At 49.2% G+C, this 18,970-nt stretch carries 17 protein-coding genes; 7 read left to right on the forward strand and 10 right to left on the reverse strand.

Annotation, left to right across the window (positions count from 1 at the left end; all coding sequences use genetic code 11):
- Positions 1 to 2 precede the first annotated feature (2 nt).
- The gene (gene lysS, locus VFS25_RS08815; protein WP_326461765.1) at positions 3 to 1,514 is read right to left on the reverse strand and encodes a lysine--tRNA ligase; all 1,512 of its coding nucleotides are present in this window, start codon (positions 1,512 to 1,514) and stop codon (positions 3 to 5) included.
- Between the two features lie 327 nt (positions 1,515 to 1,841).
- On the opposite strand from lysS, the gene VFS25_RS08820 reads away from it, so the two are divergent.
- Positions 1,842 to 2,675, forward strand: coding sequence for a universal stress protein (locus VFS25_RS08820; RefSeq protein ID WP_326461766.1), 834 nt, complete (start codon positions 1,842 to 1,844; stop codon positions 2,673 to 2,675).
- Between the two features lie 72 nt (positions 2,676 to 2,747).
- Positions 2,748 to 3,515 (forward strand): DUF4197 domain-containing protein, encoded by a 768-nt coding sequence (locus VFS25_RS08825; protein WP_326461767.1) that lies wholly within the window; start codon positions 2,748 to 2,750, stop codon positions 3,513 to 3,515.
- A 65-nt stretch (positions 3,516 to 3,580) separates the two neighbouring features.
- On the opposite strand, the gene VFS25_RS08830 is transcribed toward VFS25_RS08825, so the two are convergent.
- Together VFS25_RS08830 and VFS25_RS08835 are read right to left on the reverse strand one after the other, a co-directional pair.
- The gene (locus tag VFS25_RS08830; protein WP_326461768.1) at positions 3,581 to 4,465 is read right to left on the reverse strand and encodes a flavin reductase family protein; all 885 of its coding nucleotides are present in this window, start codon (positions 4,463 to 4,465) and stop codon (positions 3,581 to 3,583) included.
- Positions 4,465 to 5,478 (reverse strand): fumarylacetoacetate hydrolase family protein, encoded by a 1,014-nt coding sequence (locus VFS25_RS08835; protein WP_326461769.1) that lies wholly within the window; start codon positions 5,476 to 5,478, stop codon positions 4,465 to 4,467. Before VFS25_RS08835 ends, VFS25_RS08830 begins: the two co-directional genes overlap by 1 nt.
- 63 nt (positions 5,479 to 5,541) lie before the next feature.
- Here VFS25_RS08835 and VFS25_RS08840 point away from each other — a divergent pair, with 63 nt between their 5' ends.
- From VFS25_RS08840 to VFS25_RS08850, 3 genes are all read left to right on the forward strand, one after another.
- The gene (locus tag VFS25_RS08840) at positions 5,542 to 6,783 is read left to right on the forward strand and encodes a serine hydrolase (RefSeq protein ID WP_326461770.1); all 1,242 of its coding nucleotides are present in this window, start codon (positions 5,542 to 5,544) and stop codon (positions 6,781 to 6,783) included.
- A gap of 83 nt (positions 6,784 to 6,866) precedes the next feature.
- Complete coding sequence (locus VFS25_RS08845) at positions 6,867 to 9,350, forward strand: glycoside hydrolase family 9 protein (RefSeq protein ID WP_326461771.1); 2,484 nt, start codon at positions 6,867 to 6,869, stop codon at positions 9,348 to 9,350.
- A 99-nt stretch (positions 9,351 to 9,449) separates the two neighbouring features.
- Positions 9,450 to 10,112 carry a sterol desaturase family protein gene (locus VFS25_RS08850; protein WP_326461772.1) on the forward strand — a complete coding sequence of 221 codons (663 nt, stop codon included), beginning with the start codon at positions 9,450 to 9,452 and terminating at the stop codon, positions 10,110 to 10,112.
- Between the two features lie 264 nt (positions 10,113 to 10,376).
- Here the strand turns inward: VFS25_RS08850 and VFS25_RS08855 are convergent, their stop codons facing one another.
- From VFS25_RS08855 to VFS25_RS08880, 6 genes are all read right to left on the reverse strand, one after another.
- Complete coding sequence (locus VFS25_RS08855) at positions 10,377 to 10,718, reverse strand: hypothetical protein (protein WP_326461773.1); 342 nt, start codon at positions 10,716 to 10,718, stop codon at positions 10,377 to 10,379.
- Between the two features lie 27 nt (positions 10,719 to 10,745).
- Positions 10,746 to 11,690: a DUF6263 family protein gene (locus tag VFS25_RS08860; protein WP_326461774.1), complete on the reverse strand. Its 945-nt coding sequence runs from the start codon at positions 11,688 to 11,690 to the stop codon at positions 10,746 to 10,748.
- A gap of 61 nt (positions 11,691 to 11,751) precedes the next feature.
- The gene (locus tag VFS25_RS08865) at positions 11,752 to 12,525 is read right to left on the reverse strand and encodes a TIGR02757 family protein (protein WP_326461775.1); all 774 of its coding nucleotides are present in this window, start codon (positions 12,523 to 12,525) and stop codon (positions 11,752 to 11,754) included.
- A gap of 20 nt (positions 12,526 to 12,545) precedes the next feature.
- Positions 12,546 to 13,685 carry a cystathionine gamma-synthase gene (locus VFS25_RS08870; protein ID WP_326461776.1) on the reverse strand — a complete coding sequence of 380 codons (1,140 nt, stop codon included), beginning with the start codon at positions 13,683 to 13,685 and terminating at the stop codon, positions 12,546 to 12,548.
- Between the two features lie 327 nt (positions 13,686 to 14,012).
- Positions 14,013 to 14,615, reverse strand: coding sequence for a DUF2911 domain-containing protein (locus VFS25_RS08875; protein ID WP_326461777.1), 603 nt, complete (start codon positions 14,613 to 14,615; stop codon positions 14,013 to 14,015).
- A 57-nt stretch (positions 14,616 to 14,672) separates the two neighbouring features.
- Positions 14,673 to 15,248: an ACP phosphodiesterase gene (locus VFS25_RS08880; protein ID WP_326461778.1), complete on the reverse strand. Its 576-nt coding sequence runs from the start codon at positions 15,246 to 15,248 to the stop codon at positions 14,673 to 14,675.
- 422 nt (positions 15,249 to 15,670) lie between these two features.
- Here VFS25_RS08880 and VFS25_RS08885 point away from each other — a divergent pair, with 422 nt between their 5' ends.
- A complete protein-coding gene (locus tag VFS25_RS08885) occupies positions 15,671 to 16,129 on the forward strand; it encodes a hypothetical protein (protein WP_326461779.1) in 459 nt (152 codons plus the stop codon).
- A gap of 129 nt (positions 16,130 to 16,258) precedes the next feature.
- The gene (locus tag VFS25_RS08890) at positions 16,259 to 17,233 is read left to right on the forward strand and encodes a deoxyhypusine synthase family protein (RefSeq protein ID WP_326461780.1); all 975 of its coding nucleotides are present in this window, start codon (positions 16,259 to 16,261) and stop codon (positions 17,231 to 17,233) included.
- 110 nt (positions 17,234 to 17,343) lie between these two features.
- Here VFS25_RS08890 and VFS25_RS08895 read toward each other — a convergent pair whose 3' ends face one another.
- On the reverse strand, positions 17,344 to 18,351 hold the full coding sequence (locus VFS25_RS08895; RefSeq protein ID WP_326461781.1) for a LacI family DNA-binding transcriptional regulator: 1,008 nt from the start codon (positions 18,349 to 18,351) through the stop codon (positions 17,344 to 17,346).
- Between the last annotated feature and the right edge of the window lie 619 nt (positions 18,352 to 18,970).

The raw sequence follows: 18,970 nt of genomic DNA on the forward strand, positions 1-18,970 counted from the left end.
GATCAGCTTTTCTCCGGTTTCATTTGCGGGAAAAACAGCACATCCTGTATGGAGGGCTGGTTGGTCATGAGCATGGTAAGGCGGTCAATACCAATACCGATGCCAGAGGTAGGCGGCATACCGTATTCGAGCGCCCGCAGGAAGTCATGATCAATATACATGGCTTCATCATCGCCACGCTCCATCAGCTGCACCTGCTCTTCAAAACGCTGGCGCTGGTCCAGCGGGTCATTCAGCTCGGTATAGGCATTGGCAATCTCTTTCCCGTTCACCATCAGCTCAAAACGTTCTACCAGGCCGGCCTTGCTGCGGTGTTTTTTGGTGAGGGGGCTCATTTCCACCGGGTAATCTATAATAAACGTGGGCTGTATATAGTGCTCCTCACATTTTTCACCAAAAATTTCATCTATCAGCTTGCCTTTACCAATGTTGGGCGGCACAGTAATGTTCAGCAGCTTACATACCTCCCGCAGCTGCGCTTCATCCATACCGGTAATATCAATGCCGGTGTGCTCTTTAATGGCATCGTACATGGTTATGCGGCGGTAAGGCGCTTTAAAATTAATAACCTGGCTGCCTACCGTTACTTCCGTGGTGCCGTGCAGGGCCAGGGCTACCTTTTCCAGCAGGGCTTCGGTGGTTTCCATCATCCAGTTATAGTCCTTGTAGGCGGCGTACATTTCCATTACGGTAAATTCCGGGTTATGGGTACGGTCCATGCCTTCATTCCGGAAATCCTTGGCAAACTCATACACACCGTCAAAACCGCCTACTATCAGGCGTTTCAGGTACAGCTCATTGGCTATGCGCATATATAAAGGCATATCCAGCGCATTGTGGTGCGTAACAAAGGGGCGGGCTGCGGCGCCGCCGGGTATGGGCTGCAGAATGGGGGTTTCTACCTCCAGGTAGCCCAGTGCATTGTAAAAGTCGCGGATGGTTTGCATGATCTTCGTGCGCTTTACAAACACTTCCTTTACCTGGGGGTTAATGATCATATCCGCATACCGCTGCCGGTATTTAAACTCGGGATCGGTTACTTCATCAAACACCTCTCCCTCCTTGGATTTTACAACCGGCAGGGGGCGCAGGGCCTTTGATAATATAGTGAGCTCCTTAACATGTATAGAAGTTTCGCCGGTTTTGGTAATAAAGGCATATCCCTTAACGCCGATAATATCGCCAATGTCTGCCAGCTTTTTCCAAACCGTGTCATACAGGGTCTTGTCTTCACCGGGGCAAATATCGTCGCGGCGTATATAAACCTGTATACGGCCTGCATTATCCTGTATTACGGCAAAACAGGCTTTGCCCATATCGCGGATGCTCATAATGCGGCCGGCCAGGCATACATCCTGGAACTGCTCTTTGGTAGCTTCCGAATAATGGGCTTTAATGTTCACAGAGGTGTCATTTACGGGATATTGCGGGGCAGGGTAGGCATCAATGCCTAACTGTTGCAGCTCCTGTAATTTTTCCCGGCGTATGATCTCTTGCTCAGATAATTGTGTCATGTATTACTCAAAATGGAGTGCAAAAATAAGGGTAATAGTTCAGAGTTTACAGTAAAGCGGCTTATTGGGCACCACACAGGGGTTGTTGCCATGGGATGCAAAAGCTGCAAAGGCCCCGTCATGGCACCGCTGCAGCCTGGAATGCCCGGATGGTGCGCACTGTACTGTAATATGGCACTTCTGGCATTAAATTTTCTTTATCCGCAGATAGCGGGACTGTTATACCAGGCGCGCATGCTAACTTTGATAAGCGCTGCAGATTGGTTAGAAAACCGGCTATATGAATGATACCGCTCCTTTCACAAACCACTTTAAATCCTACCGCACATGAAAACAATCATTGTTCCTACAGATTTCTCCGAAACTGCTTACAATGCCGCACATTATGCCCTGGGGCTGGCCCGGCAGCTGCAAGCAGCCCGTGTGGTGTTGTATCATGCCTATGAGCTGATAGTGCCTATACCGGACCTGCCCACCACAGTTCCCATGGTGAACCCCGATGAGCTGCGCGCTGCAAGCCTGGAAGGCCTGGAAAAAATGACCCGCGAGCTAACCCCGCTGCTGCCTGCCAACGTAACGCTGGAAACGCGGGCGGAAAATCATCTGCTGCCCGCTAATATTGACCAGCTGTGCCGGCAGGAGCTGGCCGATATACTCGTAATGGGCACTACCGGCGGCAGCCAGCTCGAAGAAATGCTGGTAGGCTCCAATACTGTAGAAGTAGTGAAAAATACCAAATGCCCGGTGATCATAGTACCGGCCGACGCCCGGTTTACACCTGTCCGTAAAATTGTGTTTGCCGCAGATTTCAGGCATGTCGTGGACCACACCCCTATGCAGGTGCTGAAAAAATTGCTGGATGTATTTAAGCCCGAGCTGCATGTGCTGAATATTGACCACGACAGCAAACATTTTACAGCTGACACACCCTATGAAACCCTGCAGCTGGAGCAATTGCTGGAGGCTTATAACCCCCAGTTCCACTTTGTGGAGCATGCTGATGTGGCGCAGGGCATTATAGATTTTGCCGAGCAGCAGCAGGCAGACCTGATCCTTATTATTCCCCGCAAACACGGTTTTTTTGAACACATTTTTAAACGCAGCCGCACCACGCAGCTGGCGTTCCACAGCCATATACCGCTGCTGGCTATTCATGAATGACGCATTGTGTTAAAGAACGTTAAGATTTGCGTGGAGGATTTGCGCTTTAATTAATTTGTTTAATTTTAATATATGAACCACAACATTATGAAGAAAGGGATTGTTTTCCTGCTGCCTGCACTTTTCACATTACAGGTAAGCCAGGCACAACTGCTGAAAAAATTGAGTAAGGCGCTGATCAAAGACACTACTGCCGCTGCTACCCAGGGCAGTAGTAGCAGTGTTGCCGCCAATGTAACGGAATCAGAAGCTGGTGCAGGTATCAAGGAAGCTTTAGCTAAGGGAGTAAGCGCCGGTATTGCTATGCTGAGTAAGAAAGATGGATTTTTTGGAAATGAGGCTTATAAAATGCTGCTGCCGGAAGATGCGCAAAAGATCGAAAGAAGCCTGCGTAGCATTGGCCTGGGCAGCCAGGTAGATAAAGCTATACTGCAGATCAACCGTGCGGCAGAAGGAGCCGTAAGCCATGCAGCGCCCATATTTACAGACGCCATTAAACAAATGACCGTTACCGACGCCCTGAAGCTGGTAACCGGCGGCAATAACTCCGTAACGGAATATTTCAAAAGCAAAACCACCGATCAGCTGAAGGCCGCTTTTGCACCCTCTGTTAAAGGCGCCCTGGACAGCACCAGCGCCACCAGGTATTATGCAGATATTGTGAAAACATATAACAAGCTGCCTACTACCCTGAACAAGGTAAACCCTGACCTGCAGGATTATGTGACCACCCGCGCAGTAGCTGCTTTGTTTGACCAGATCAGCAAAGAGGAGGCCAACATCCGCCAGAATCCTGCGGCCCGGACCACCGACCTGTTGAAGAAAGTATTCGGTAAATAAACGCATGTAGGAAAATAAAATAGGGCTGACCAAAAAGACATGCTTTTTGGTCAGCCCTTCTTTTTTTACCCTTCTGTAAGCAGCACCTGCCAGGCTTCCCGTACCTTTCCCTCATCCAGCAGCTGTTTGGCGTACCGGTGCAGCTCCTTTTCCATCTCCTCCGGCGTAATGCTGTAATACTGTATAATATTTTTCAGCTGTACATCCTCAAAAGCAGGGTCAATTACCGGCATTTCATGCACATTGGCCAGCAGGCCCAGGTGGTTGCCGGTTAAAATGCAGCTGTTGCGGATGGCAAACGGCAACGCATCAACGCCAATACCCAGCTGGGTGTTAGGCTTGGCCACTTCAAACACCGCAGCGCCGGACGCACGGCAATAGTAATCACCGCCCATACGGGCCACCAGGTCTATCTTATGCGGGTCTATCTGCCCGTTGGCATTCAGTATCTCTTCGTTAATATGTATCAGCACCGGCTCGCAGATCACCAGGTTGCCGGCGCCGCCCTCCTGCCCCGTAACAATTATCTCCTTTACCACGCACTCCATTTGCACCGGGCTTTCCTTTACGCGCATGGGTTTTATTTTTTCAGAAGGCAATGCCGTAAAGCCGGCTTTCTCAAATTCGTTCACCCCTTGCGGATATTCGCAGCTGGCCAGGGAGGCTTGTTGTACCATGGCATAATTCACTACGTTAATCACCACCTCCCTGGTGGCGTATATATTTTCCAGTGTATGCTTAATGGTATTATCGCGCACACGGCGGCTCGGTGAAAATATGAGCGTAGGCGGATTGCTGCCGAATACATTAAAAAAGCTGAAGGGCGAAAGGTTCGGCAGCCCTGCCTCATTTACCGTACTGGCAAAACAAATGGGGCGTGGCGCTATTGCGCCTAACAGGTAGGCATGCAGCTGCCCTGTTTTTATTTGCCCTGGAGTAACAGCAAGCATTACAAATTTTTTTTCAGCGCCAGTATAGAAAAATCGGAGTCTTCCTGCATCATCGTGTTCTGCAATGTGCCCAGGCCGGCTACTTCCATTTCCACTACATCGCCGGGCTGCAGCCATTGTTCCTGGTAGTTGGGATCCTGCAGCCTGCCGGTGCCGTTCAGCTCCAGGAAACAGCCGGTGCCTACCGTACCGCTGCCGATAATATCGCCGGGCACCAGGTTTACACCGTAGGCGCAGCGTTCTATGATCTCGGCAAAGGTCCAGTCCATATCGCCCATGCTGCCTTCGCTTACCTGCACGCCGTTTACGGCACAGGTCATTTTCAGCGCATAGCTGTTACCGGTATGACCGGGTTTGGTGGGGATCTTAAAAGGTTCCAGCTCATCGGGTGTAACCAGCATGGGGCCTATGGCGGTGCTGAAATCTTTGCCCTTGGCAGGCCCCAGGTTCAGCTTCATTTCCTCTGCCTGCAGGGTGCGGGCGCTCATATCGTTCATGATCATGTAACCGCCAATATAGTCGTCTGCTTCGGCAGCGGTAATATTACGGCCTGGTTTGCAGATCACTACTGCTACTTCCAGCTCAAAATCCAGCTTGTTAAAATGGTCCGGCATGCAGTATACGTTGCCCGGGCCCTGTATGGCATTGTGGTTGGTGAAGTAGAAAATAGGGTACTGGTCAAATTCGGGTATCATTTCCACCCTGCGGTTGCGCCGTGCAGCAGCTACATGCTGGCGAAAGGCATAACCATCGCGGCAGGAGGTTGGAAAAGGCACCGGCGCCAGCACCTGCACGCTTTCGTAAGGTATGCCAATGGCGCTGCCCCTGTGCTGGCCGCTTTTCAGCTGCTCGTCTGCATGCAGGGCAATATCAATCACTTCTTCCCACATCAGCAGGAACATTTGCATATTGCCAGGCAGCTCCGGATGCACGTCCTGGGTGTTGTATAACAGTCCGTTTACTAAAATAGCCAGTTGGTCGGCTTCTTCCCTTAAGTAAGTAACAAGCTTCATCAAGATAATTTTTTTGTTTCGGCAGTATGTCAGCCAAATATATTATTTTTTATTTTTGAAGATATGAAGCGTATCCCGCTCACCGTAATTGCCACGTTATTATCCCTGTCAGCATGGGCACAACCAAAAACAGACAGCCTGTTGGAGGCGCTGATACGTAAACACGCCTCACCCTTGCTGCAGCATATACTCCAGTACCCGGACTCCTTCCGGTACCAGCTGATTTACACGCAGATAGACAGGGACAAGCATAACCGCCCGCATTTTAAGCAATATTATTTTCATGTGGATGCGGATAATTATTTTAACCCTGCATCTACCGTAAAGCTGCCCGTTGCCGTAATGGCAATGGAAAAGCTGCACGCCCTGCACAAGAGGGGGCTGAACATATATACGCCAATGCTCACGGATAGCGCATACCCCGGGCAGGTGATGGTGCATACCGACTCAACGGCCCGCAACGGGCTGCCCTCCGTAGCCCATTACATAAAAAAGATATTCCTGGTAAGCGATAATAACGCCTATAACCGGTTGTATGAGTTTGTAGGCCAGCAGGCCATTCATGAGAGCCTGTGGGCCAAAGGCTATAGCCAGGTGCGCATTGTGCGGCGGTTTATGCCGCTGGATGAAGAGGGCAACCGCCATACCAACCCCATTCGTTTTATGAAAGGCAACCGGCTTATTTATGCGCAGCCGGCGGCTTACTGCAACCTGCCGTTTGACTTCAGTAAAACCATATTGATCGGCAATGCGCACTGGAACCGCCGGGATAGCCTGGTACAGGGCCCTTTTGATTTTACCAAACAAAATAACTTCCCGCTGGAAGATATACAGCATGTACTGCAATCAATACTATTCCCGAAATCGGTGCCCAAATCGCAGCGTTTTAACCTTACCAAAGCGGATTATCGTTTTCTCTATCATTATATGTCGGCATTGCCCCGGGAGTCGGATTTTCCCAAATACGATACGGTTACTTATTTCGACAGCTTTACCAAGTTTTTCATGTTTAAGGCGAACCAGGGTAAAATACCACCTTACATCCGCGTCTTTAACAAAACCGGCTGGGCGTTCGGCTTTTTAACAGATGCAGCCTATATTGTGGACTTTAAGCATAAGGTTGAGTTTATGCTTACCGGTACCGTGTATGTAAACCGCGATGGTGTGCTGAATGATAACCGGTATGAATATGAAACAGAGGGTTATCCTTTCTTTAAAGAGATCGGGAAAACTATTTATCAATATGAGCTGGAACGGAAACGTACCTACACGCCCGATCTGCAGGACTTTGCAAAGGTTAGATAGCGGCGCCCCGGCAACCATATAAAGCGCGCTAACAGGCAAAGGCTGCTGCCATTGCCTGCATCCATTGTGCATTATTGACAATCATGCGGTTACTGTATTTACTTTTCTTGCTGTTACCCTTTGCAGCGGCGGGGCAGCACAACACTACTGCCTGGATCAGGATTAACCAGCTGGGCTATACGCCTTTGGGCAGTAAGGTGGCCGTTTGGTGCGCCGGAGCGGCGGCGCCGGCCAGCGCCTTTTTCCTGTACAATGCAGATACGGACACACTGGTATGGCAGGGCAGCAGCAGCGCTGATTTTGGCGCGTATGGGCCTTTTACGCATACCCGCCGCCTGGATTTTACCGCCTTTAAGCAGCCGGGCACCTATTACCTTACCTGCGGCAATGCCCGTTCTCCTGTTTTCCGCATTAATGCAAATGTGTATAACGGCACGGCCGATTTTTGCCTGCAATACCTGCGGCAGCAGCGCAGCGGGTATAACCCTTATCTGAAAGACTCCTGCCACACCCACGACGGCTTTACCGTGTATGGTCCTATGCCGGATGGTACCCACATAAATGTAGCGGGCGGCTGGCACGATGCCAGCGATTACCTGCAGTACGTAACCACCTCTGCCAACGCCGCCTATCATTTGCTGGCAGCCTGGCGCGATTTTGCGCCCGTGTTTGGCGATACCTGTGCGGCCAACGGCAACAGCGGGCGGAACGGGGTAGCCGATGTGCTGGATGAGGCCCGCTGGGGGCTGAACTGGCTGCTAAAAATGCACCCTGCCGATGATCAGCTGTTTAACCAGATAGCCGATGACCGCGACCACCGCGGCATGCGGCTGCCCACAGAAGATACGGCCAGCTACGGCAAAGGGCTGGAGCGCCCTGTATATTTTTGCACAGGGCGGCCGCAGGGCCTTAAACAATACAAGAACCGCAGCACCGGCGTGGCCTCTACTGCCGGTAAATTTACCAGCGCCTTTGCGTTGGGCGCCCTGCTGTATGCCAAAACAGATACGGCTTATGCTGCCTTGCTGCGTCATAAAGCGGCTACGGCCTACGCGCTGGGTGTGGCCCGCCCTGGTGTTTGCCAAACTGCGCCCTGCGGAGCGCCTTATTTTTATGAGGAAGATAACTGGATGGATGATATGGAGCTGGGCGCCGCCATGCTAGGCAAGCTTACCCACCGGCAGCAGCTGGTGCAGCAAGCCTTTAGCTGGGCAAAGCAGCAGCCCCTTACCCCGTGGATGGGCGCTGATACGGCCCGGCATTATCAATGGTACCCCTTCCATAACTTTGGCCACTATGAGCTGGCCACGCAGTCGCCGGCGCTGCAAAAAACCACCATGAGTTATTACAGGCAGGGCATACAGGTAGTATGGGCCAAAGCGCAGCGTAATGCATTTTACCGGGGCATACCCTTTATCTGGTGCTCTAACAACCTTACCGTAAGCTTTGCCATACAGTGTAACCGCTACCGGCAGCTTACAAAAGACAGCAGCTACCTGCAGCTGGAGCAGGCCTGTATTGACTGGCTGTTTGGCTGCAACCCCTGGGGCACGGCCATGGTAGCAGGATTGCCCTTTAATGGAGATAACCCTGAGGACCCGCACAGCTCTTTCAGCCACCTGTATCATTATCCGGTATATGGCGGACTGGTAGACGGGCCGGTGTATGGCAGCATTTATAAAAGTCTTATTGGCATTACCCTGCATAACGGGGATGAATATGCGCCGTTTCAGTCGGATCTGGCAGTTTATCATGATGACTTTGGCGACTATTCCACCAATGAACCTACCATGGATGGCACCGCCAGCCTGGTGTACCTGCTGGCAGCCCAGCAGTATGAAGCCATGCAGCAGCCGCGCAGCCTTACCTTCAGCCATGGGGCTATTATACGGGGAGATACTACCCGCCGCCGCATAGCACTGGTATTCAGCGCCGATGAATTTGCGAATGGAGGGGCAACCATTATAAAAACGTTACAAAAACATAACGTACCCGCTTCCTTTTTTTTTACCGGGCGGTTTTACCGCAACCCCGCGCATGCTGCGCTGATACAGCAGCTGCGCCGTAACGGGTACTACCTGGGCCCGCACTCCGATCAGCACCTTTTGTACTGCGACTGGAACAAAAGGGATAGTTTACTTGTTACCCAACAGCAGTTTAATAAAGATCTGCTGCAATGTTACCGGGCCATGGCCAAACAAGGCATTTCCAAAAAAAATGCAGCCTGGTTTTTACCGCCTTATGAGTGGTATAATGACACTATCGTTTCCTGGGCACGGCTTTTGCAGGTGCAGTTAATTAACTATACGCCAGGTACGTTAAGCCATGCAGATTATACCTGGCCCCAATTAGGCAGGCAATACAGGGATTGCGCCACCATCCTGCAATCTGTCAGAACATATGAACAGGAACATCCCGCAGGATTGAACGGATTTTTGTTATTGATGCATGCAGGTGTAGATCCGAAGCGTACGGAAAAGTGTTGGGATAAGCTGGATGAGCTGCTGACTTTTTTACAGCAGAGAAATTATGAAATGGTTACGGTACCGGTTCTGTTGCAGCCATGATAAGTATAAGATAAGGCGTTAGGTATGAATACGCTATGTGAGCCCCGCAGGCTTCATTATTTTACATTTTGACGTAATTTTGTACAAAACCCAGGGTCTATGAAGTTCGACAAGATAAAGAATAAAGGACAGGCCAGATTGTTTGAGAGTAAATACCTGGAGATGCTCACCAAAACGCATCCATTGATTATCTGGGGCATGTATTTGCCGATTATTGGTTACATGCTGTATTACAGCTACCAGGTGTTAACGTTTAGTATAGGCAGAATAGCGCTGGTTTTTTTGGGCGCCATGTTCTTCTGGTCTTTTTTTGAGTACATCATGCACCGCTTTATGTTCCACTTTGCCAGCGACAACCCCAGAGTACGGCGGGTGGTATATGTAATGCACGGCAACCATCACGAATACCCCCGCGACAAGCAGCGTTTGTTTATGCCCCCGGTCCCAAGCCTTATACTGGCCGCTGTAATATTTGCAATACAATATTTTTTCCTGCGCGATTATACCTTTATGTTCTTCCCCGGTTTTATACTGGGTTACCTGGTCTATGGCAGCATGCACTACGCCATTCATGCCTGGAATCCGCCTTTCAAGTTCATGAAGCCGGTGTGGCGCAACCATCACCTGCATCATTACAAGAGTGATGATAAGGGCTTTGGCGTAAGCTCCTCCCTGTGGGACCGTTTGTTTAATACCGGCTTTGACCTGAAAACAGAAAAGGAAGATAAGGTGAAGGTAAGGGAGCTGATATTTGATAAGTAATTACGAATTTGTTTGGCTACAAACTTACCAATTCATTATAAACCGCAGGCAATTGATTTGTGAAATGCAAATCAATAAACTCCCGCTAATGCCTTTACAGCTATAACTTTTATAGTTATTTTTCTGCAAAAGCGAAATAAGCTATGCCCCATTTTGCGGGCCGTAATTGATTATTGGCAATTAACAGCTATTACACCACTGTCACTATATGTCCACGCCCCATTCGTAATTCGTAATTGAACAATTATTCGCGTTCATAATTTACTACGGCCATCTCTCTGCATCATCAGCCGGTGGCGGGGTTTTATACATTTCCCGGCTTTTGATCTTCTGCAGCTGCCGCTCAATCAGCAGGGCGGCTATTTTATGATAGGCGCCGGCGCCCGCTTCTGTATCAAGAATATCGCGTATCTGGTTTTCCGGCACATCAATACGGTACAGCAAAAAAACAAAATGCTGAAAGTTACGGCTGATAAGCGTTTCCAGCCTTTGCGCCAGCAGCTCCTGCAGCTGGTCATAACTCACGGTTTCCGGTAAACGAAGCTCCATCGTTTCGCCCAGCTCCCGGGCAGTTACCTGTAAATATGTTTCAGGAACAGGTGTCATGGTAATGGAGTATGCGTATGCAGGTGGTTATTTCATCTGCTTTACTTTATAGGAAGCGTTGGTGATCACTTTTACCGGCACTTTCAGGTCGTGCTTCAGGTGTTTGGCCTTGTTGGCCAGGTAGGTGTAATTGCCGTTCATTTCGGTGTTTTGCACGCAAATGCTGGGCATACCGGTGCCGGCATCTATCAGGTAGTTGCTTTGCATGGTACCTTCTATTTCGGCGGTAGCCTGTATGCCGTCTTCTATGGTAAACTGTTCCAGCTTGTTGGTTTTTATTTTACCGGTGGCATTGATCTTGGCGGTTTGGCTGTCCCAGGTCTGCAGGTTCCAGTACAGGTCTATACGGCCAACCAGGCCGGTGCGCAGCGGTACGCTTTCTTCCCACTGGGTGCCGGTTTTAATGCCATGGGCGGGGTAAATAACCAGCAGCTGTTCCAGCCAGGAGCGGAAGGCATCGGTGCCAAACTGGTCTTTCATCAGTTTTTTATACGCTTCCTGCTCGTCTTTTTTAAGACTGGTAAAGGCGGTAGCAGCACTGTCCAGCAGGTTATCAAGCCCGTTTACCTTATTAATATTGCCGGTGGTCTGTATCTCTACAGTAAAGGGGTGATCCAGTATATTTTTCAGTGCGGCCTGGAAAGGTTCTTTATCATTGGGGGTATTGGCATCCACGTAAATGTTCTGGTTAAGGCTGTTAAAGTTAAATTTCAGCTCTTTGTAGCGAAAAGTAAGTACAGCGCGGCCAGGGGCGGCTTCCGTAACATCTATGGCAATGGTATTATTAAAATCGCGGGTTACCCGTTTTACCACATCATCTACCGTAGTGTAGGTTTCACTGCGGCTTTCCTGTTTCAGCTCAAACTGCTGCCCTGCCTGGAATTTATAGCTCAGTTCTGTGTAGTTGTCCTGTGCGGTGGCTGGTAATATGTACAGCGCAGCCAGTGTGATCAAACCAAAAATCCTTTTCATCTGCAAATATTATTTAAAACGGCCCCAAAATCAACAGAACAGTGTTATTTAATGTTATGCCTTATACATATTTTTCGATCACGCCCAGGCCAAACAGCGCAAAATCATATTTAGCCGGATCTTCCGGGTCCATTTCCCGCAGGCGGGCGGTTAGCTCCAGCGCGGTTTTCCAGTTAGATTTAGCTTCGCCGATGAGTCCCAGGCGGGTAGCTACGCGGGCCACATGTACATCTACCGGGCATACGAGCTGCCGGGGCTGTATGTGTTGCCATAAACCAAAATCCACGCCATTTTTATCGGGCCGCACCATCCACCGCAGGTACATGTTCAGCCGTTTGCAGGCCGAGTTCTTTTCAGGGCTGGATATATGCTTGCCGGTACGTGCGGGGTGCTCCAGCGCAAAAAAGATACGCCGGAAACCAATCAGCGCTTTTTCCACGGTTTCGTCCTCAGGGGTAAGATGCCCGCTGAAGGCAAACTCCAGGGAGGTAACATGCTGGTAATAGTGCTGCAGGAACTCAACAAAATACAGCAGGTCCAGGCCATTGAAAGTGCGGTGGCAGAACTGCATCAGCTGCATGCGCTCCTGTGGCCGGTGGTGCACAATGTAGTCATACGGCGCATTATCCATTAATGCCAGCAGCTCTGTGCATTTGCTGATAATGGTGGTGCGGTTGCCCCATGCCAGCGTGGCGGCAAACAGCCCGGCAATTTCAATATCCTGCAGTTTGGTAAAACGGTGCGGTATGCACACGGGATCGTTTGCAATAAAATCAGGATGATCATAGTATGCCGCTTTGGCATCCAGGTAACGTTTCAATTCATGAAATTTCATAGCATCGGTTAAAGGAATAATCAGGCGATGGCTGCGTCCAGGTCAGCCAACAGGTCATCTGCATCTTCAATACCCACGCTTAGCCGTATCAGCGAGTCCACCAGCCCGTTCTGCAGGCGCTCTTCCCTGGGAATAGAGGCATGCGTCATGGAGGCCGGGTGGCCAATAAGCGACTCAACCCCGCCCAGTGACTCTGCCAGGGAAAAGAGGCGGGTGCTGCTCAGCACTTTCAGCGCAGCATCCATGCTGTCGTTCTTTAGCGTAAACGACATCATGCCGCCAAATCCCCTCATTTGCTTTTTGGCAATGTTATGGTTCGGGTGCTCTTCAAAACCACACCAGAACACCTTATCCACTTTAGGGTGCGCCCGCAGAAAGCGGGCTACGGCTGCGCCGTTCTCACAGTGGCGCTGCATGCGTACGTGCAGGGTTTTAAGGCCGCGCAGCACCAGGAAACAGTCCTGCGGGCCAGGTACCGCGCCACAGCTGTTTTGTATAAAATACAGCTGCTGCGCCAGGGCTTCATCTTTTACAATTACGGCCCCGTGCACCACATCGCTATGGCCGCCTAGGTATTTGGTAGCAGAATGAACTACAATATGGGCGCCCAGGTCAAGCGGGTTCTGAAGGTAAGGAGATGCAAAGGTATTATCCACGCTCAGCAGCAGTTTATGCTCCTGCGCTATCTGCGCGCAGGCGGCAATATCAATAATGCTCATGAGCGGGTTAGTAGGTGTTTCTATCCATATCATTTTCGTTTGCGCATGCAGGTATTGGCGGATGTTTTGTGCATCCTGCATATTAATGAAATGGAATTTTATGCCGTAGCGCGCAAACAGTTTTGTAAAAATGCGGTAGGTGCCGCCGTAAAGATCGCTGGAAACAATCACTTCATCGCCGGGGCTCAGCAGCTTCATTACCGCATCAGTAGCCGCCATTCCACTGCCAAAGCAAATACCGTGCGTACCGTTTTCTATGGCTGCCAGGGCGCTTTGCAGCGCATGGCGGGTAGGGTTTTGCGTACGGGCGTACTCATAGCCTTTATGGTGCCCCGGCGCGCTTTGTACGTAGGTGGAGGTTTGGTAAATAGGGGTCATAATAGCCCCGGTGGAAGGGTCGGGCTCTACGCCGGCATGTATGAGCTTTGTTCCCAGCTTCATGTGTTTTATTATTTTATAATAAGTTATTTATTCTCATAAATACGTCCAAAGGTACTAAAAACGTGTAGATTATACGGTGAACGTGGTTTTTACGCAATAACGCCTATACGTAGAAATACGTTTTACACAACAGGCTGTTTGCCGGAAATTTACTGATACGATACTTATACGGGAAATTTTAGCACACTCACGAACATTTTTGCTGCATTCGCCAAAACCGGGAAAACCCGTTTAGGCATTCCGTGTAATTTTGGCGAGGTTTTTCATAGGATATGGTTAAAATTATTACAAGGGCGGTATTCCTACCGCCCTTTATTTTTTGATCTGTTATTTCTTTTTTGTGCTGCTCTTTTCTGAGAATTTTACGGGCAGGCTTACCATCACATTATCCCATGACATTACCAGGTTGGCGCCGGCATCTGCCTTCTCAAACACCATGGTAAAGGCTTCTACCGGTGTGGGAAGCGTGGTAACAGGTACAGTGGTTCTTACAACATCTTTGGCGGCATTGTATTTATAAGCGCCCCATATATCTGTTTCACGGTTCAGGATAATCGTCCATTTGCTTTCTTCAGGAATGGCGTACATGGTATAACGCCCCTTAGGAATGTTTTTGCCGCCAATGTTAACGGGGATAAAAAATTCCACTTCAGTAGCTTCATTGGCTCCCAGGCGCCATACGTTGCCATATGGTTCCAGCTCACCGAATATCTTTCTGCCTTTTTTCTGCGGGCGGCTGTAAATAACGCGGGCCACCAGGGTGCCGGATTCGCCTTTAACTTTTACCAGGTAAGGGTATACGGGCGGGTAATAGGCCATATCCATAGGGCTGGCATCCAGGGGAGGTAATTTTTTATCCTGGGCAGTAGCCGTTTGTAAACCGGCGGCGGATAATAACATCATCACGGCAAAAAAGAATGCTTGCTTCATTGTTGGCTGTAAATTTTTGATGGTAAATATGGTTTAGGCGCCAAACTTAGTAATTTATTATATACTACGCACAAACGCTTCCAGCTCCGGGAAAAACTCCTGGTAACAGGTTTCCAGCTCGTGATAATGATTTTGGAATATAGCAAAAGGCACTGCTGCCGGTACTTCCAGGTAACGTGCCCGGCGTGTTATACCGTTAAAGGTGCGGTATATACCGTCTGTAAGCCGGTAGTTGTATAGCCAGTTTTGCGTGCGCATGTAATAAAATACCTGTAAAAACACGGGAGGCAGGTCGCCGGCGTTGCTTTCCAGCAGCTGGTATACCGAAAGGGAGAACTGCTCCAGCTGCTCATTTGTAAAGCGCTGCAGGTCGCGGGCCAGAAAGTGGTCGTACACAATATCCATAAACACGGCTCCATACAGGCCGCAGGAGGGTTTAAAGAACTGCCGCCCTTTCCGGGTAAGCGCATGCTGATCGGTAAAAGTGTCAATAGCGCGGTGTATACGTATGCCTTCCTGTATGGCTGTTGGGTATTGCAATACTTGCTTGCCCTTTACAAAATCGGCAATCATGTTGCCTATAACAAAAGACGGGTTGTTAAAGGACAGGTATGCATGGGCCAGGAAATTCATTCCGGTAATTTACAAAAAGCCGGGCGCATATGAGCAGCTGCGCGCCTATGCCGGTTGTTTCCGCTTATCTGCTCCTGCATCCACTTATCCATGCTGCACCGGCTGCGTGCCTGTAACCCGCTTACGGCCTGCAATGCATTGCATGAAGGCAGCCGTAAACCTTTAATTACCGTACATCCTCACTCTTCCACTTTAACAAAAGCTTAACGTTAATGGGTGCAACATTCGCTTTTTTCGTGCAAACGCTTTGCAGAGGCTTTGTTTTACGTATAAAAAATGTGTTTACAGCGTAACTGTTGCAACAATCAATGCGGTGAACTATTCAAGCATTACCATTAGCAACTATTGGGTTGTTGTACGTATAAAGCCACTGTACCTTTGGTGTACAAACAAAAACAATTCAACCCTAAAAAACTTCCGCCATGAAGAAAATGTTTTTAACACTATGTGTAGCTGCCGCATTATTCTGCGGGCACACAGCCTGGGCTGCCCATGCTACTGAAACAGAAGCTACTGCCCGTCTGAAAACAGCATTAAGCCAATCTTTTGCAGGCGCCACTCATGTACGTTGGTACACAGATGACCAGAAGATTTTTACCGCCAAGTTCCTGGTAGGTGAAACACAGGTATCTGCCTATTTTGATGCAGATGGTAACCTGCTCTCCACCCGTCGTTATATTACGGAAGAGCAGCTGCCGCTGGCAGTGGTAACCAAGGTAAAGAAACGCTATCCTTCCCAGCAGATCCGCTCTACTGTGGAACTGGATGCCGCTAACACCACTACTTACTACATTACCCTGGAAGGTGAAACCACCTGGATGGTAGTAAAATCCGACAGCAACGGTCAGTTAAGCGTGTACCAGCGTTTGAAAAAAGCGTAGTCGTCAGCCATTCTATAAGCTGTTGTGTTGTTTAAGCAGGTCCATAGTCATAGCTATGGACCTTTTTTATGCCCATCTCCCAACTATACCTTAACTTTGCCCCCTTAAATAAAACCTCCTGAAAATAAAATGAATAAAGGGCCCATTTCACAGTTTATCCAGCACCATTACCGGCACTTCAATGCAGCTGCATTGGTAGACGCAGCCAAAGGGTATGAAACACATTTGCTGGAAGGCGGAAAAATGATGGTAACGCTGGCAGGCGCCATGAGCACCGCCGAACTCGGTATTTCCTTCGCGGAAATGATACGCCAGGGAAAGGTGGATATTATTTCCTGTACAGGCGCCAACCTGGAGGAAGATATTATGAACCTGGTAGCGCATACCCATTATAAACGGGTGCCTAACTACCGCGACCTGAGCCCCCAGGAAGAATGGGCGCTGCTGGAAAAAGGGTTTAACCGCGTAACTGATACCTGCATACCGGAAGAAGAAGCTTTCCGCCGTATTCAAAAGCATATTTTCAAAATCTGGAAAGAGGCGGAAGATAAAGGAGAGCGTTATTTCCCGCACGAATATATGTACAAGCTGCTGCTGAGCGGCGTAATGAAAGAGCATTACGAGATAGATCCCAAGCACAGCTGGATGCTGGCTGCGGCGGAAAAGAATATTCCCATTGTGGTACCGGGATGGGAAGACAGCACCATGGGTAACATTTTTGCTTCTTACTGCATTAAAGGCGAGCTGAAAGCCGCTACCATGAAAAGCGGTATTGAGTACATGGTGTGGCTGGCCGACTGGTACCGGAATAACTCCGCCGGCAAAGGTGTGGGCTTTTTCCAGATCGGCGGCGGTATTGCCGGTGATTTCCCGATTTGCGTGGTGCCTATGATGTACCAGGACCTGGAGTGGCATGATGTTCCTTTCTGGAGCTACTTCTGCCAGATATCCGACTCCACTACTTCCTACGGTTCTTATTCCGGCGCGGTACCCAATGAAAAAATCACCTGGGGCAAGCTGGATATTAATACACCCAAATTTATTGTTGAGTCAGATGCTACTATAGTAGCGCCGCTGATATTTGCCTACCTGTTAGGATGGTAAGATCGGTGTGCGGATATGCAAATATGCAGATGTGCAAATGAAGTGACCCTTCGTTTGCACATTTTGCTTTTAGAGGATGATGTTTCTATCATCTGCACATCTGCACATTTTCACATCTGCGACGATCCCCGTATCTCCAGCTTGCCTTCCAGCACCAGTTCCTCCGCCTCTGTGCAACGTTGCTCAATATGGCGGATCAGCATTTCCAGGGCTTCCCTGCCTACCTCATATCCCGGCTGTACAATGGTGGTGAGGGCCGGTTCCACCACTTCGGCCACCGGGTCGCCGTTAAAGCCTACAACGGCAATATCCTGCGGCACCCGCAGGCCAAGGCTGTGCACATATTTAATGGCAATAACTCCCGATGGATCATTCACTGCAAAAATGCCATCGGGTTTTACCTGCATAAGCTCCTGAACGCGCTCCAGCGCATTGTACTGGAATTTTTCGCAGTGCACTATATGCCGGGGCGTATAGGGAATGCCGTACCGGCGCATCGCATCTTCATAACCTTTTTGCCGCTCGTCTGATACGGACAGCCCTTTGGGGCCGGCCAGGTGCGCTATGTTACGGCAGCCCTGCTGTATCATGTGCTCTACGGCTTTAAAGGCGCTCTTATATTGCTCCACCCTTATGCGCGACGCATTTACCTGCGGCAGGTCGCGGTCAAAGAACATGAAAGGAATACCCTTTTCCTGTAATTTTTTAAAAGGCACGGCATCTTGTGTTTGTTTTGAAACAGAGATCAGCAGCCCGTCTATACGGCAGGAAGCCAGCTGGCGGATGGCGTCGGCCTCCTGCAATGCGCATTCGTTGCTCTGGCAAATCATCAGGTGGTAGCCGTGGCGGCTGGCCACTTCATTCATGCCACTGAGGGCATGGGAAAAAAAGTGGGTAGCAATAACAGGCACAATTACCCCTATGGTACGGGTTTGTTTGTTAATAAGGCTTTGTGCAATGTAATTTGGTTCATAGTTTAATCCTGCGGCCAACTCCAGCACTTTACGCCTGGTATCTTCATTAATATCGGGCAGGTTCCGCAAAGCCCTTGAAACAGTGGATACAGACAGGCGCAGTTTCCTGGCCAGGTCTTTTATGGTTACCTGTTTGTTTTTCATGCTCCCAGTTGGATAGTTATTTCAATGTATCGGTTATGCGCAACGCGCTATTCAGTTACTGTATTCGGCCATTGCAGGTATTACAAACCAGTCTGCAGGCAATTTCCGCCGGTACAAAAAATCGGAGCACCCAATTGTACTTTTACAAATAAAGTAAAAAACCAATTAAGTAGGTGCGCGGTATTTCATAAACGGCAATGTAGCCGGTATAAACAGTAAAAAGGGCTGTTTTTACCCCAAACAAATTACTTTTTTTATTAATGCAAACGTTACCGGTAACGTTATTTTTGCGTCCCCCATTTTTATCTGCCCCATAGCCTATATTTTGCAAGTCAATACTACACGATGCATTACCACTCCAATGACGTAATGCAATTTTAATGGATAAAGGCCAAAATTACGGCCGGGAAAATCATTTCCCGGCTTTTTTATATCGCTTTTATTTCGCGCATTAAATGTATATTGTACCCTTATAAACGACTGCGATATGAAAAATATACTTCCTGTGCTTACGGTGGTCACCGCCCTTGGAATGAGCGCCTGCCAGCATTCCGGTACTAACACAAATAATAATTCTGTTGATAGTATGAGTACAAATCACGACAGTATGAACATTGAG

Origin of the sequence: Chitinophaga sp. (assembly GCF_035761305.1) — a bacterium.
Taxonomy (GTDB): domain Bacteria; phylum Bacteroidota; class Bacteroidia; order Chitinophagales; family Chitinophagaceae; genus Chitinophaga.